At 68.3% G+C, this 13,939-nt stretch carries 17 protein-coding genes; 9 read left to right on the forward strand and 8 right to left on the reverse strand.

What is annotated here, in order from left to right; genetic code table 11:
* Positions 1-87 precede the first annotated feature (87 nt).
* A complete protein-coding gene (locus ACYVGI_RS17795; protein WP_460633918.1) occupies positions 88-1,371 on the forward strand; it encodes an isochorismate synthase in 1,284 nt (427 codons plus the stop codon).
* Positions 1,372-1,388: 17 nt separating this feature from the next.
* Here ACYVGI_RS17795 and ACYVGI_RS17800 read toward each other — a convergent pair whose 3' ends face one another.
* Positions 1,389-2,243 carry a polyphosphate kinase 2 family protein gene (locus ACYVGI_RS17800; RefSeq protein WP_460633919.1) on the reverse strand — a complete coding sequence of 285 codons (855 nt, stop codon included), beginning with the start codon at positions 2,241-2,243 and terminating at the stop codon, positions 1,389-1,391.
* 89 nt (positions 2,244-2,332) lie between these two features.
* Positions 2,333-4,258: a hypothetical protein gene (locus ACYVGI_RS17805; RefSeq protein ID WP_460633920.1), complete on the reverse strand. Its 1,926-nt coding sequence runs from the start codon at positions 4,256-4,258 to the stop codon at positions 2,333-2,335.
* A 142-nt stretch (positions 4,259-4,400) separates the two neighbouring features.
* Between ACYVGI_RS17805 and ACYVGI_RS17810 the strand changes: the two genes are divergently transcribed.
* From ACYVGI_RS17810 to ACYVGI_RS17820, 3 genes are all read left to right on the forward strand, one after another.
* Entirely contained in the window at positions 4,401-4,790 is a 390-nt protein-coding gene (locus ACYVGI_RS17810; RefSeq protein ID WP_460633921.1) for an SHOCT domain-containing protein, read from the forward strand.
* Positions 4,791-5,022: 232 nt separating this feature from the next.
* Positions 5,023-5,706 (forward strand): GntR family transcriptional regulator, encoded by a 684-nt coding sequence (locus tag ACYVGI_RS17815; protein WP_460633922.1) that lies wholly within the window; start codon positions 5,023-5,025, stop codon positions 5,704-5,706.
* Positions 5,706-6,407, forward strand: coding sequence for a GntR family transcriptional regulator (locus ACYVGI_RS17820; protein WP_460633923.1), 702 nt, complete (start codon positions 5,706-5,708; stop codon positions 6,405-6,407). Before ACYVGI_RS17815 ends, ACYVGI_RS17820 begins: the two co-directional genes overlap by 1 nt.
* A gap of 82 nt (positions 6,408-6,489) precedes the next feature.
* On the opposite strand, the gene ACYVGI_RS17825 is transcribed toward ACYVGI_RS17820, so the two are convergent.
* The 5 genes from ACYVGI_RS17825 to ACYVGI_RS17845 form a co-directional block, all read right to left on the reverse strand.
* Positions 6,490-6,789: a Dabb family protein gene (locus ACYVGI_RS17825; protein ID WP_460633924.1), complete on the reverse strand. Its 300-nt coding sequence runs from the start codon at positions 6,787-6,789 to the stop codon at positions 6,490-6,492.
* Positions 6,786-7,049, reverse strand: a complete 264-nt coding sequence (locus ACYVGI_RS17830; protein ID WP_460633925.1) for a glutaredoxin family protein — start codon at positions 7,047-7,049, stop codon at positions 6,786-6,788. The genes ACYVGI_RS17825 and ACYVGI_RS17830 overlap by 4 nt, the downstream gene beginning before the upstream one ends.
* 110 nt (positions 7,050-7,159) lie before the next feature.
* Positions 7,160-7,258, reverse strand: coding sequence for a 30S ribosomal protein bS22 (locus tag ACYVGI_RS17835; RefSeq protein ID WP_003792170.1), 99 nt, complete (start codon positions 7,256-7,258; stop codon positions 7,160-7,162).
* 69 nt (positions 7,259-7,327) lie between these two features.
* Complete coding sequence (locus tag ACYVGI_RS17840) at positions 7,328-7,522, reverse strand: helix-turn-helix domain-containing protein (RefSeq protein WP_085368762.1); 195 nt, start codon at positions 7,520-7,522, stop codon at positions 7,328-7,330.
* 116 nt (positions 7,523-7,638) lie between these two features.
* Positions 7,639-8,067, reverse strand: coding sequence for an ArsR/SmtB family transcription factor (locus ACYVGI_RS17845; protein ID WP_055889783.1), 429 nt, complete (start codon positions 8,065-8,067; stop codon positions 7,639-7,641).
* A 65-nt stretch (positions 8,068-8,132) separates the two neighbouring features.
* On the opposite strand from ACYVGI_RS17845, the gene ACYVGI_RS17850 reads away from it, so the two are divergent.
* From ACYVGI_RS17850 to ACYVGI_RS17860, 3 genes are all read left to right on the forward strand, one after another.
* A complete protein-coding gene (locus ACYVGI_RS17850) occupies positions 8,133-9,569 on the forward strand; it encodes a TrkH family potassium uptake protein (RefSeq protein WP_460633926.1) in 1,437 nt (478 codons plus the stop codon).
* The gene (locus tag ACYVGI_RS17855) at positions 9,562-10,233 is read left to right on the forward strand and encodes a potassium channel family protein (protein WP_055889775.1); all 672 of its coding nucleotides are present in this window, start codon (positions 9,562-9,564) and stop codon (positions 10,231-10,233) included. Before ACYVGI_RS17850 ends, ACYVGI_RS17855 begins: the two co-directional genes overlap by 8 nt.
* A gap of 485 nt (positions 10,234-10,718) precedes the next feature.
* Positions 10,719-11,345, forward strand: coding sequence for a hypothetical protein (locus ACYVGI_RS17860; RefSeq protein ID WP_460633927.1), 627 nt, complete (start codon positions 10,719-10,721; stop codon positions 11,343-11,345).
* 62 nt (positions 11,346-11,407) lie between these two features.
* On the opposite strand, the gene proC is transcribed toward ACYVGI_RS17860, so the two are convergent.
* Positions 11,408-12,256, reverse strand: a complete 849-nt coding sequence (gene proC, locus ACYVGI_RS17865; protein WP_460633928.1) for a pyrroline-5-carboxylate reductase — start codon at positions 12,254-12,256, stop codon at positions 11,408-11,410.
* 22 nt (positions 12,257-12,278) lie between these two features.
* On the opposite strand from proC, the gene ACYVGI_RS17870 reads away from it, so the two are divergent.
* On the forward strand, positions 12,279-13,241 hold the full coding sequence (locus tag ACYVGI_RS17870; RefSeq protein WP_460633929.1) for a cation diffusion facilitator family transporter: 963 nt from the start codon (positions 12,279-12,281) through the stop codon (positions 13,239-13,241).
* A complete protein-coding gene (locus tag ACYVGI_RS17875; RefSeq protein WP_460633930.1) occupies positions 13,238-13,936 on the forward strand; it encodes a glutamine amidotransferase in 699 nt (232 codons plus the stop codon). The genes ACYVGI_RS17870 and ACYVGI_RS17875 overlap by 4 nt, the downstream gene beginning before the upstream one ends.
* Positions 13,937-13,939: the final 3 nt, after the last annotated feature.

Consider the following 13,939-nt stretch of genomic DNA (forward strand, 5'->3'; position numbering starts at 1 on the left):
TGCGCATCCCGGCCCCGCGAACCCGGCCCCGCGAACCCCCAGCCCGCGCGCATCCGACCCCCAGCATCCCGGGCGTAGGCTGAACGGGTGACAGCAACAGCGACCACGCCCCGGACATCGAGCGCCACGGCTCTCCTGGTCGAAACCACCCCCATCGACGACGTCCGCCAGCTCATCCCGTTCCTCGACGCCAGGCACCCTCTGCTGTGGCTCCGCAAGGGAGAGGGGATCGCAGGGATCGGCGAGGCGCTCCGCCTGGAGTTCTCCGGCAACGACAGGATGCGGTCCGCCGCCGCCGCATGGCGCGAGGTCGTCTCGCAGGCGTCCGTCACCGACGGCATCGGCAAGCCAGGCACCGGCCTGGTGGCGTTCGGCACCTTCGCCTTCGACGACGACAGCGCCGCCCCGAGCGTGCTCATCGTTCCCGAGTTCGTCATCGGACGGCGCGACGGCCGGAGCTGGATCACCCGCATCCGCCCGGCCGACGACGCGGCCGCGACCGGGGCCGGGTCCGGTCCGTCCGCCCTGCCGCATCCGACCCCCTTCGGCGACGAGTACCGCCTCTCCCTCCTTCCCGGCACGCTCAGCAAAGACGGCTACAGGGCCGCCGTGCAAGCCGCCGTCGACCACGTCATGCGCGGCGACCTCCGCAAGGTCGTCGTCGCCCGCGATCTCACCGGCCACCTCCCCCACGAGTCCGATGTGCGCCGTGCGCTGGTGGAGCTGGCCCTCGGCTACCCGGAGTGCTGGACGTTCGCCGTCGACGGCCTCGTCGGCTCCTCGCCGGAGACACTGGTCCGCGTCGACCACGGCACCGTGAGCGCCCGCGTGCTCGCCGGCACCATCTCGCGCGGCGCCGACAGCGTGAGCGACCACGACGCCGCCGTCACCCTCGCGAGCAGCACCAAAGACCAGGACGAGCACCGCTATGCGGTCGCCAGCGTCGTCGACGCCCTGCGCGAGCACAGTGCCGACCTCGCGGCGAGCGACCTGCCGTTCACGCTCAAGCTCCCCAACCTCTGGCACCTCGCCACCGACGTCCAGGGCACCCTGAGCGACGGGTCGAGCTCGCTCGATCTCGTCGACGCCCTGCATCCGACCGCCGCTGTGGCCGGCACGCCGACCCGGGAGGCGATGGCCGTCATCCGCGAGCTGGAGCCGTTCGATCGTGGCAGGTACGCCGGTCCTGTCGGCTGGGTCGGCGGAGACGGCGACGGCGAGTGGGCCATCGCGCTGCGCTGCGCGCAGGTCTCCGAGTCGGGCGACATCACGGCATATGCCGGTGCGGGAATCGTTGCCGACTCGGACCCGGAACGCGAGCTCGCGGAGACCACGATGAAGTTCCGGCCGGTGGTCGAAGCCTTCGGGTAGTCAGCTCGGCACCTGGGTCAGGATGCGGCGAGCCTGGCCTTCTCGGCATCCACATCGTAGTCCGCGGGCGGCCAGTCGAGGTCCATGCCCTCCAGGGCATGGATGAGAAGGTGCTGCACAGCGAGCCGCGCGTACCATTTGCGGTCGGCCGGCACCACGAACCACGGTGCGTGCTTCGTCGAGGTCCTGTCGAAGACCACCTGGTATGCGGCCTGGTACTCGTCCCACAGCTCGCGCTCGTCCACATCCCCCGGGTTGTACTTCCAGTGCTTCTCCGGCCGCTCCAGGCGATCCGCGAGGCGTGCCCGCTGCTCGTCCTTGCCGAGATGCAGCATCACCTTGACGATCGTCGTCCCGCTCTCCGCCAGCTCCTTCTCGAACTGGTTGATCGCGCCGTACCTGCGCTCGATCTCGTCGGCGGGCGCGAGCTGCCGCACCCTCCCGATCAGCACGTCCTCGTAGTGCGAACGGTCGAACACGCCGAGCTGGCCAGCGGCGGGCACCTCGCGGTCCACACGCCAGAGGAAGTCGTGAGCCAGCTCCTCCTGGGTCGGCTTCTTGAAGCCCTTGTACCGCACACCGCCCGGGTTCACAGCGCCGACGACGTGCGAGACGATTCCGCCTTTGCCCGCTGTGTCCATGGCCTGGAGCACGAGCAGCAGCCGCCGGTCGTCGCCCACTGTCCCCGCCGCGTACAGGCGCTCCTGCAGGTCGGCGAGGATCGCAGCCCCCTCTGCGAGCGCGGCCACCCCCTCCGACTTGCCTCCGTCGAACCCCGGCTTGCCGCCCGTGTCCTGCTCATCCAGCCGGAAGCCTTCCCCGACGCCGAGCAACTCGACGGGCTCGGTGGTCCAGTACTTTTCACGTCCCACAGTGACCTCCTCGTTCGCGTGCGGTCCATCGTACGGTCACGGTGCGCGATACGGGCACGGCGCAGCCGAATCCCGCACTGCATCGTCCGTCAGCGACGGGATGCGGTGTCGACGACCGGCTCGAACGCCGACGCAGGATAGAACACCACCGCAGGCTCCGAGCCGCCGGGGAACGCGTGCTCGAACTCCGCCTCCGACGCGGCGTCGTCGAACGAGACGTCGAGGATCTCCCTCCACCGCCCGTCAGCCATCTGCTGCACCGTGGCCTCCCAGATCACTCCCGGTGTCTGCTTCGCCTGCAACCGGAAGTGGATGCCCACCGCGCGTCGACGCTTCAGCAGCGAGAGCAGACCGCGGTAGACCGCGAACCGCTCCACGGTGGCGAACCACGGCTCCAGGCTGTGCACGAGCACATCCGCGTTCCACAGGATCGTCGTCGCGAATCCCGCCCTCGACTGGTACACGTCGACCGCGATCACCCCGGCGATGCGCCGGAGTGTCTGCCGCAGCGTCCCCCGGGTGATGCCGTCCTGAACGGTGCTGTGCAGGTAGAACGGGACGCTCGGCTGTGGGCCGAGGCTGCCGGAGCGCAGCGCAGCATGGTCGACGATGGTCTGGCCTCCGCCGAGGTACGCGGCGAGCTCGTGCAGCAGCGCGGCGACGCGCGCATCCGGTGGCTCTGACTCGATCGCCTGCGCGGTGTCCGCGTACGCCGTCGACTGGTGCAGGGCGCCGAGTCGGAACCCGACGGGGAGCATCGGGCCGGCCTTCACGGTCACGAAGCCGTCTGCGCCGGACACGCGCCGCACCGGATTCTCCCTGCCGTCGATCCGAGGGACGATGTCGAGCACGTGCTCGATCGCCAGCACCCGGACCTCGTCGGGGATGCGCACCCGGCCGAGTGGCGTGCCTGCCACCACGAGATGCGACACGGTGAACCCGGCCCGTGCTGCGCGCACCGCAACCTGGGCGGCCACCATGCCGCCGAGGCTGAACCCGGCGAGCAGCACGGGCTCCCCCGGCCGGATGCCGGCCGCACGCATGGTCTCGATGGCGGCGCGGGTGACGGTCGGCTCCTGCTCAGCGCCGATCACCAGGTCGGCGGTGAGGTCGTTCGGAGCTGCGCCCTGTCGAGGGTGCCACGACTTGGTGCTGGGGAACTGCACGATCCAGTGGCGCAGCCCGTGCGCATCCACCCGGTGCACCACGCGGATGAGGGCGACATCGGCGCGGTCGTCGAGGTCGGGGTCGCACAGGTCGTCGATCTCGCGCTGGCTGAGGAAGATGTCGCGCAGGCTCCGGATACTGTGGCGACGCAGCGCGCCCGCCGCCAGCCCCGGATAGCCGAGTGGGTCTGGGTACGGTTCGAGCTGGAGGCCGAGGAGAGCCGCCGGCACGTCGACCAGGGTCGGCGACGGCGTGTACTCGTGCGGCGCGTGCGGATCGCGCCACCAGTCCAGGAAGTCGCGGATGTGCGGAAAGGCCGACGCGAGGAAGTCGTCGTAGCGGAGGAGATCCGCGTCGTGGCCGTCGCGCAGCAGGCCGCGGCGGCGGCCGAGGTTCACCACCTTGAGGAGCACGGCGCGCAGCGTGAACACGGCGACGTACGGCCGTGCACGCCAGCGCGCGGAGAAGAGGCCGGCCACGCTCGCCAGCAGCAGGAGCGGCCCGAACACGACGCCGGCCAGACGTGCTGTGCCGCCGACGATGCGCGGGGCGAGCGCCAGGTAGAGCGAGCTGCCGACCAGGCGACGCGCCCGCTTCCCCGCCGGAGGCCGGAGCACGAACGGATACGGGATGCGCTGCAGCCGCTCGATCGCGAACCACACCCAGGCGACCGCCGCCCACACCAGCCAGACGACGAGCACGACGACCGCCGCCAGCACACCGAGCGCGAGGAGCACGAGCGCGGCGACGACCGCGAGCGGGATCGCCACGATGAGCCAGAGGACGAACAGCGCCGTCCCCGCCGCGCTCCGTCCGCGCCACGTGTGCGGTGGGATCTGCGGCAGCATGGCGTCAGCCTAACCCGCACCCTCCGACAGGCCCGCTCGCAATGTATGCATTGGCGCGGTTTTGCTAGCGCAGCGCACGACCAGACCACTAGCGTGTGCTCTGACGCCGCACGGAGCGGCGCATTGGAAGGAATGTCGGACCATGTGGAACAACTTCTGGAACGTCATCTGGCTCATCTTCTGGGCTTTCGCGTTCGTCGCGTACCTGTTCGCGTTGTTCGCGATCATCGGTGACCTGTTCCGCGACCGCAAGCTCAACGGCTGGTGGAAGGCGCTCTGGATCATCTTCCTGATCTTCCTTCCGTTCCTCACCGCCCTCGTCTACCTGATCGCGCGGGGCCGTGGCATGGCTGAGCGCCAGGCACGGGATGTGCAGCAGGCGCAGTCGCAGGCCGACGACTACATCCGCACGGTCGCTTCCACCTCCCCCGCCGACGACATCGCCAAGGCGAAACAGCTCCTCGACCAGGGCGTCATCACGGCCGGCGAGTTCGACGCCCTCAAGGCGAAGGCCCTCGGCAACAAGTTCTGAAGAGCACCCCGTAACCGCGCGGAGGCGCGGCGTCCCGGCCAGCAGGGATGCCGCGCCTCTGTTGTTTTCAAGCCCGATACGCTATATTTGTATCTGACATAGCAGACTTCACAGCGGAAGCACCTGCATCCATCACCACAGCGCCCGGGGTTCCAGGCGCTCCGATCCCACATTCGCGACATTCGTGTTCTCGTTGGCTTGAATTCGTATCCGGCGGATGTAATATTCATGTATGCCTGTACCCATTACGGAGACCGTCAGCCCTCGACGGCTCATCAGAGACGAAGTTTTCCTTCGCCTGCTCGACGCGATCGTCGACGGCGATCTGACCCCCGGCGAGCAGCTCTACGACGCTGAGATCGAGAAGTGGGTCGGCGTCTCCCGCACTCCGGTGCGCGAGGCACTGAACCAGCTCGCATCCATGGGCCTCGTCGAGATCATGCCGCAGAAGCGCACGCGGGTCACCCCGATCGACTCCGTCCGCCTCCGCGGGCTCATCGAGACGGTCGGCACCCTCCTGCGCGGCGTCGTCCGCGACTCCGCCGACCTCCTCACCGCCGACGACAAGGAGACGCTGCGCGCGTTTGCCGCGAGGGCGAACAGCGGAGACGACCTCAGCGAACTCGTCAAGGACAACTCGTTCTCCACCGACTTCATCAACGTCTACGTGCGCAGGCTCGACAACAAGACCGTCGCCCGCCTGCTCAGCCGCCACCTGCCCGAGATCCGCCGCGCGCTCGTCGCCGCGCCGAGCACGAGCGCGTTCGAGGCCGGGCTGCCGTACCTCACGACCATCGTGGATGCGTCGATCGCCGGAAACGCCGACAAGGCCGCGGCCGCCGTCGACGACTACTGGAACAAAGCACTCTCTCAGCTCGTCGACGAGTTCGCCGCGCTCGAGAAGAAGGAGAACTGATGCCGCTCCCCGTCAAAGACACCGCACCTGTCGAGCGCCAGCTCCTCCGCGACGTCGTCTACAACCGTCTCTACGACGGCATCCTCGACGGAACCCTCGAGCCGGGTGAGACCCTGCTCGACGAGAAGCTGACCGCCTGGCTCGGCGTCTCCCGCACCCCGATCCGCGAAGCGCTGATGAAGCTCGCCGAAATCGGGCTGGTCGAGATGGCCCCCAACCGGTACACCCGTGTCGCGCCCATCGACATGCGCGCGATCGACGAAGCCGTCTACATCTCCGGACTCCTGCACGAGCAGGCGGCGCGCAGTGCCGTCCCGAACCTCAGCAGCGCAGCGGCAACCCGCCTCGACAAGCTGGCCAAGGATGCGAAGAAGCTCGCCAAGTCCGGCGACCACCCCGCGCTCGGGCACACGCTCAACGAGTTCTTCCTGGAGTTCGAGCGGAACACGGGCAACGACGTGCTGGTGAGCGTCAGCGAGGGCCTCAGCCCCCAGTTGCTGCGCTACATCACGGTGTGGCAGCGTCCGTTCGACACCGACGACCTCCCGGCACGCGTCGCGGAGATCGCCGCCGCCGCCAAGGAGCGCGACGGCGACAAGGCCGGCGACCTCGTCAAGGCGCTCTACGCCCCGTCCCACGCGCAGTTCCTCGCGGACTACCGCCGCACCGACGCCGAGATCGACGACACCCCCATCGTCTGACCCGCCGTCCGCATCCATCGAGTCCGGACCTGTTCACCCGAAACGCCGTGTCCAGGGGTGAACAGGTCCGGACTCGATCGCGTTAGACGCGGAAGTCGACCGCCGAGCGCCCGCCGACCACGGAACGGATGTACGCGGCGACGCGCTGGTGATCCGGATGCTCGACGTAGCGCTGCAAGGCGGCCTCGTCGGCGAAGTCGCTGATCAGCACGATGTCGAAGTTGTCGGCGCTCAGCGCATCCACTCCCACCTCGAGCGCGAGGATCTCCGGGATGGTCGCCGGCAGCGATTCGAGCCCCGCCTTGACGGCAGCGCGCTGCTCAGCACGCTCGGACTCGTCCGAGGTCGCAAGCTTCCACGACACGACATGGCGAATGGTCATCGGACCTCCAGGAGAGCGGTGCGGAGACGAGCCGGATCGACGCGCCAATAGGTGTGGACCCTGCCGTCGACGAGCACGACGGGGATGTCCTCGACGTACCGCGCGTGCAGCTCAGGGTCCTCCAGGATGTTCTGCTCGTCGACCACGACGGTCGGCGCGCCCTGCGGCAGGTCGCCGATCACGGCGCCGATCACCTCGCGGGCGTCGTCGCAGAGATGACAGCCCGGCTTGCCGATCAGGGTGAGAGAGACGCTGGACACGCATCCAACCCTAGCCGGATGCGCGGTGGCCGACGGAGACGCGTTCGTCGCGCGGGCAGCAAAAAGCGTCGGACCCGAGGGGACCGACGCTTGAGCTGCAGACTCGAGGTCTACTTCTTGTTGCGACGCTGGTGGCGCGTCTTGCGAAGAAGCTTGCGGTGCTTCTTCTTCGCCATACGCTTGCGACGCTTCTTGATAACGGAACCCACGTAGACCTCACAAAGTTAGGGGGCAGGCCGCGGAATGCGCGGCGACACAAGGCACTAGTCTACCCGACGTCACGCGGTGTCGGCGACGTGGTTCTCCAGAGCCTGGGTGACAGCCGATTCCGGAACCCGGAACGACCGCCCGAAACGGATGGCGGGCAGTTCGCCGGAGTGCACGAGACGGTACACGGTCATGCGGGAGACACGCATCATGTCGGCCACCTCTGCGACCGTCAGGAAGCGCACATCCGAGAGATCGCGTGCCATTCTGCCTAGTCCTTCTTCTGCTGTCATGGTACTCGTGTGACACGAGTGGTGACACGAACTCTAGAACCCGGCAGGGGTCGCAGACAAGTGGACGGCGAGCGGAGGTGCCGCCGGGCTCAGTCGCGGCGCCACTTGCGCGGCGTCACCCGCTCCACCGCGGTCGTCACCCGGTGGCCGGTGTCGGCGAGCACCTTGCCGACCGTGCTCGCGAACTCACGGGTCTCCTCGGCGAGCTGATCCTCGATCGCCGCGAGGTCCACATCGGATGCCGTGAACGGAATGACCCAGTCCTCCACGGCCTCGAGCGGTGCCGCATCCAGCCGGTAGTAGCGGTGCTGGCCCTCCTCGCGCACCGAGACGAGCCCGGCCTCGCGCAGGACTTTGAGGTGTTTCGACACGGTCGGCTGGCTCAATTCCAGGGTCGACACGATCTCGGAGACGGATATCTCCCCCGAGGAATGGACATCGTCGACGTGCCGGTCGAGAAGGACTCTCAGGATGTCGCGTCGCGTCGCATCCGCGATCACGTCAAAGATGTCGGCCATCACCCCAGGCTAGTCACTCGCCCAGCGGAGTACCATGTCCCAAGCTGTCGGCGGGAGGAACGGTCATGCGAGCGACACAGATGTCCGGGCGCATCGGCCTCGGGCCGGGCGGCCGCATCCGCGACGCTGTCAACGGCTTCGCCAGCAGGAGCCCGTCGCGATTCGCGATCCTCGTCTTCACGCTGCTGATCCTGGTCTTCACCCTCCTGTTCTCGCTGCCGATCGCGACGACGGAGCGCTCGACCACCCCGCTCGCCGACGCACTCTTCACCGCGGTCTCGGTGATCTGCGTCACCGGCCTCTCCACGGTCGACATGGCCACCCACTGGAGCGTCTTCGGCCACCTGCTGGTGTTCTTCGGCGTGCAGATCGGCGCGGTCGGCGTGCTGACGATGGCGAGCATCCTCGGCCTGGTCGTGTCTCGCAAACTCGGTCTCCGCGCGAAGCTGATGGCCGCGAGCGACAGCAACCCGCTGCGCATCCACGCGGGCCCGGTCGCCGAGGGCCAGGCGGTGCGACTGGGCGAGGTGGGCAAGCTGCTCATCACGGTGGCGCTCAGCATGGTGGTGATCGAGGGCGTCGTCGCGCTGCTGCTGTTCCCGCGGATGCTGATCGCCGGGGTCCCGTTCGGCACCGCGCTGTGGGAGAGCGTCTACTACTCGGCGATGGCCTTCACGAACACCGGGTTCTCGCCCAACGCGGAGGGTCTGACGCCATACGCGGAGGACTTCTGGTTCCTCGGCGCGCTGATGATCGGCGTCTTCCTCGGAGCGATCGGCTTCCCGGTGATCCTCGCCATCGCCACGAACCTGCGCAAGAAGCGCCGCCGCTGGTCCATCCACGTCAAGCTGACGCTGCTGACCTCGGTGATCCTGCTCGTGGCCGGCGCTGCGCTCTACATCGTCCTCGAAGCCGACAACCCCAAGACGTTCGGCCATCTGGATGCTGGCCACACAGTCTTCCAGTCGCTGTTCCTGTCGACCATGGCCAGATCGGGCGGGTTCTCGACCGTGCCCATCGACGACCTGCACGGGTCGAGCCTGCTGGTGACCGACATGCTGATGTTCATCGGCGGCGGGTCCGCATCCACTGCCGGCGGCATCAAGGTGACGACGCTCGCGGTGCTGTTCCTCGCTGCGTTCGCCGAGGCGCGCGGGGTGGAGTCGATGGATGCGTTCCGTCGCCGCATCCCGATCGACGTACTGCGGCTGTCGGTGGCGGTGGCGCTGTGGGGTGCGACGATCGTGGCGGTGTCGAGCATCCTGATCCTGCAGATCACGAAGGCGCCCCTCGACCATGTGCTGTTCGACGTGATCTCCGCGTTCGCCACCTGCGGCCTCTCCACCGGGCTCACCGAGAAACTGCCGGACGCCGGCGTCTACGTGATGGCGGCCACGATGTTCTGCGGACGCGTTGGTACAGTGACTCTCGCCGCGGCGCTCGCCCAGAGCCAGCGCAAGCAGCTGTACCAGAACCCGGAGGAGAGGCCGCTCGTTGGTTGACAGGATCAAGCACAACGCCCCCGTCCTGGTGATCGGTCTCGGTCGCTTCGGCGCCGCGACCGCCGGGGAGCTCGACCGTCTCGACCGCGAAGTGCTCGCCATCGACACGGACGCAGGGCTGGTGCAGAAGTGGGCGGACAGGGTCACGCACACGGTGCAGGCCGACGCGCGCTCGATCGAGACGCTGCGCCAGATCGGCGCGGAGGACTTCTCGATCGCGGTGGTCGCCGTCGGCTCGTCGATCGAGGCGAGCGTGCTGATCACGGCCAACCTGGTCGACCTCAAGGTGCCGCAGATCTGGGCGAAGGCGATCTCTCAGTCGCACGGCAAGATCCTGGAGCGCATCGGCGCCAACCACGTGATCTACCCGGAGGCGGAGGCCGGCGAGCGCGTCGCCCACCTGGTGTCCGGGCGGATGCTCGACTTCATCGAGTTCGACGACGACTTCGCCCTCGTGAAGATGTACCCGCCGAAGCCCATCCGCGGCCTCACGCTCACCGAGTCGGGCGTGCGCACCAAGCACAAGATCACGGTCGTCGGCGTCAAATCCCCCGGCAAGCCGTTCACATACGCGACGGCGGACACCGTGGTCTCCAACCACGACCTCATCATCGTCTCCGGCTCCTCCTCCGACATCGAGCGCTTCGCCGCCCTCGACTCCTGACCCGCGCCTCCCCCGCCTCCCCCGCTCGCGCCCCCGGCCCGCCCGCGCGCGCGCAGCAATCGAGCCCAGGCTTTTTCACCGCAAACTCCCTTCCAACGGTGAAAAACCCTGGGCTCGATAGCTGGGCTGTGGATAAGTGCGAAAAGGGTTCGGGGACGCGACAAGGTGGGTGGATGCGAGAGCCGAGAGAGATACGTCACCTGGTCCCGGATGCGGGGTTCACCGTTGCGCACGCACGTTCCGCGGGGGTCTCGCGCGGGCGGCTGTACCGGGGCGACCTGCAGCGGCCGTTCCACGGGGTGCGCAGTCGGTCAGCGGACTTCGACGACCATGTGCAACTCTGCGAAGCGTTCTCAGCGCGAATGCAGCCGGGCGAACACTTCAGCCACGCCTCAGCCGCCGTGCTCCACGAACTCCCACTCCCAGCGCACGCGGCGCCCGTCGACGTGGAGGTCTCGGTCTTTCTCCCACAGCGTCCACCGAAGATGCGCGGCGTCGTGTCGCACGAGCTCGCCGCCACTGGGCATCGGGTCGTTCGCGCGCAGGGGCTTCCCTGCATTGCGCCCGAAGACGTCTGGGCGCAACTGTCCGGGCGGCTCGCCATTCCGGATCTGGTGGTGATCGGCGATCTACTCGTCACTGGCGATGAGCCGTACTCCGGCATCCCGAGCAGCCTGAGTCGCAACGACCTCGAGCGGGCGGTGCGTCACCACGGGCGGAGGCGCGGAGTCCGGAATCTTCGTCAAGCGCTCGAACTCGTACGGTTCGGCTCGCTGTCACCGCAGGAATCGCGGTTGCGGGTTGCTATCGTCCAGGCGGGGCTCCCCGAGCCAGAGCTGAATTTCCGCGTGCGCGATGGCGCAGGACGGTTCGTCGCCATGGTTGATCTGGCTTACCCGGCCAAGCGGGTCGCAATCGAGTACCTGGGCGACATCCACCGCACCGACCGAGAGCTCTACCAGTCCGACATCGCGCGCAGGGAGCGCCTCTCCGAGGCAGGCTGGACGCCCATCTTCCTTACCTCCGCCGACCTGCATCCAGTGCACCCGCGCGCCGTCGCCACCCTCCGCGCGGCGCTCTCACGCAATCGAGCCCAGGCTTTCTCACCTTAAGAGCGCGATTTGCGGTGAAAAAGCCTGGGCTCGATTGCTGCGGGCTGCGGGGCGGGGGCGGGTCAGGAGGCGGCGAGCTCGCGGGAGCGGGCGAGGGCGGCGTCGGTTGCGCGCGTGAAGAGGCCGGCGAGGTCGGCGTCGGCGAGCACGGCGATCGCGCGCTCGGTGGTGCCGCCGGGGCTCGTGACGCGGCGGCGGAGCTCGGCCGGGTCCTCGCCGGAGGAGACGAGGAGTTCGGAGGCGCCGAGGAACGTACCGTTCACCAGCGTCGCCGCCTGCTCGGGCGTGAAGCCCTTGGCGATGGCCGCGGCGGTCAGTTGCTCGATGAGGAAGAACACGTACGCGGGGCCGGAGCCGGAGATGGTGCCGAGCGCATCCAACTGCGACTCCGGCACCTCGACCACCTCGCCGACCGTCTCGAACAGGGTGCGCACCAGGGCGAGGTCTTCCTGTCGCGTGCGGTTGCCGCCGCTGATGCCGGTCACGGCCTTGCCGACGACGGCCGGTGTGTTCGGCATCGAACGCACGACGGTCACCGTCTCGGGCAGCAGCGATTCGAACGTCGCCGTCGTCACGCCGGCCGCGACGCTCACGACCACGGCGCCAGGGGTGAGGGATGCGCCGATCTCGCGCAGCAGATCGGGCACCATCGCTGGCTTCACGGCCACGATCACGATCTCGGCGCCGTCGACGGCGAGGCGGTTCGCGTCCGCCTTCTCCTCCGTGGCGTATGCGGTCACGCCCGCGGTTCCGGAGAGCTCTGCGGCGCGCGCCGCGGAACGGTTGGTCACCCGGATGCCACCGTCGACGGTGACACCGGGCGCGAGGAGGCCGCTGAGGATGGCGCGACCCATGGAGCCCGCCCCGAGCATGGCGATCGTCGGAAGCGTGACGTTCTGCGTGTCGGTCATGCCGCCATCCTAGGATGTTGCCATGAGCGCATCGGGTGGAACCAGGGCAATCGTCGCGGCCTTCGCGGCCAACCTCGGAATCGCCATCACGAAGTTCATCGCGTGGGCGTTCTCCGGCTCGTCCTCGATGCTCGCGGAGGGCGTGCACTCGGTCGCCGACTCCGGAAACCAGTTGCTCCTGCTGCTCGGCGGACGCCAGGCGAAGAAGAAGGCGGACAAGGAGCACCCGTTCGGCTACGGCCGCGAGCGCTACGTCTATGCGTTCGTCGTCTCGATCATCCTGTTCTCGGTGGGTGGCGTTTTCTCGCTCTACGAGGGCTTCGAGAAGCTGACCCACCCGCATCCCCTGGAGAACTGGTGGCTGCCGCTGCTCGTGCTCGTCATCGCGATCGGTCTCGAATCATTCTCGCTGCGCACCGCCGTGCACGAGTCCCGCCCGCACAAGAAGAACCTGTCGTGGCCGCAGTTCATCCGCCGCGCCAAGGCGCCGGAGCTGCCCGTCGTTCTCCTCGAGGACGTCGCCGCCCTCACCGGCCTGGTGTTCGCGCTGCTCGGCGTCGGGCTCACGATCATCACGGGCAACGGCGTGTGGGATGCGATCGGCACCCTCCTCATCGGCGCGCTGCTGATCGTCGTCGCGATCGTCCTCGGCATCGAGACCAAGAGCCTCCTGGTCGGCGAGGGCGCCAGCGACGAAGACACCGCGGCAATCGAGAGGGCGATCCTCGACGGCGACGAGGCGGAGCGCATCATCCACATGAAGACGCTGTACCTCGGCCCGGACGAGCTCCTGGTCGGCGTGAAGCTCGCGATCTACGGCGAGCGCAGACTGTCCGACGTCGCCGCGGCGATCGACTCCGTCGAGCGGCGAATCCGTGCGGCCGTTCCAGCGGCGCGCGTCATCTACGTCGAACCGGACGTCTGGATCGACCCCAACGAGAAGCATCCAGCCACCGACACCATCGTCATCAAAGGACTCGAGTGACCAAGCGCGCCGTCGTTCTGCAGCACGACCCGACCATCCACCTCGGCAACATCGGGCCCGTCCTGGTGGAGCACGGCTACGAGGTCCGCGTGATCGACGCCACGACCGAAGACCTGTCGGCAGTGGATGCGGACGCAGCCGACCTTCTCGTCGTCCTCGGCGGCGAGATGGGCGCGTATCAGACCCGCGAGTTCCCTCATCTGGCGCACGAGCAGGCGCTGATCAGGCAGCGGCTCGACGCCGAGCGCCCGACGCTCGGGGTGTGTCTCGGTGCGCAACTGATGGCAGGGGCCCTCGGCGAGCGCGTCTACAAGGGCGGCACGAAGCAGGTCGGCTTCCGCCGGGTGGAGCCGACCGCCGCGGGAGCAGAGTCGCCGATCCGGCACTTCGACGGCGTCCCGGTGGTCGAGTGGCACGGCGACACGTTCGACCTCCCGGAGCGGGCGACGCTGCTGGCGTCGTCGAGCGACTACTCGAACGAGGCCTTCGCGATCGGTGACTTCGCGCTCGCTGTGCAGTTCCACCCGGAGGTCACGGACGAGATGCACGAGCGCTGGGTGTCCGACGGGTACAACGAGCTCGACGAGCTCGCCATCGACCCGGACGCGATGCGCCGCGACCGAGAGCAGTATTCGAGCGCGATGCAGGCGGCGTCGACGGCGGCGTTCTCGGAGTGGCTGGCGCGGCTGCCGTAGGCG

Source organism: Leifsonia lichenia (assembly GCF_054780215.1).

Bases quoted from the DNA above. Each gene is read 5' to 3' on its own strand.
- ACYVGI_RS17820 (WP_460633923.1), top strand. From the start codon at position 5,706: ATGCCGCTCCCCGTCAAAGACACCGCACCTGTCGAGCGCCAGCTCCTC.
- ACYVGI_RS17850 (WP_460633926.1), top strand. From the start codon at position 8,133: ATGCGAGCGACACAGATGTCCGGGCGCATCGGCCTCGGGCCGGGCGGC.
- ACYVGI_RS17825 (WP_460633924.1), bottom strand. From the start codon at position 6,789: ATGACCATTCGCCATGTCGTGTCGTGGAAGCTTGCGACCTCGGACGAG.
- proC (WP_460633928.1), bottom strand. From the start codon at position 12,256: ATGACCGACACGCAGAACGTCACGCTTCCGACGATCGCCATGCTCGGG.
- ACYVGI_RS17840 (WP_085368762.1), bottom strand. From the start codon at position 7,522: ATGGCACGCGATCTCTCGGATGTGCGCTTCCTGACGGTCGCAGAGGTG.
- ACYVGI_RS17815 (WP_460633922.1), top strand. From the start codon at position 5,023: ATGCCTGTACCCATTACGGAGACCGTCAGCCCTCGACGGCTCATCAGA.
- ACYVGI_RS17870 (WP_460633929.1), top strand. From the start codon at position 12,279: ATGAGCGCATCGGGTGGAACCAGGGCAATCGTCGCGGCCTTCGCGGCC.
- ACYVGI_RS17845 (WP_055889783.1), bottom strand. From the start codon at position 8,067: ATGGCCGACATCTTTGACGTGATCGCGGATGCGACGCGACGCGACATC.
- ACYVGI_RS17810 (WP_460633921.1), top strand. From the start codon at position 4,401: ATGTGGAACAACTTCTGGAACGTCATCTGGCTCATCTTCTGGGCTTTC.
- ACYVGI_RS17860 (WP_460633927.1), top strand. From the start codon at position 10,719: ATGCGCGGCGTCGTGTCGCACGAGCTCGCCGCCACTGGGCATCGGGTC.
- ACYVGI_RS17805 (WP_460633920.1), bottom strand. From the start codon at position 4,258: ATGCTGCCGCAGATCCCACCGCACACGTGGCGCGGACGGAGCGCGGCG.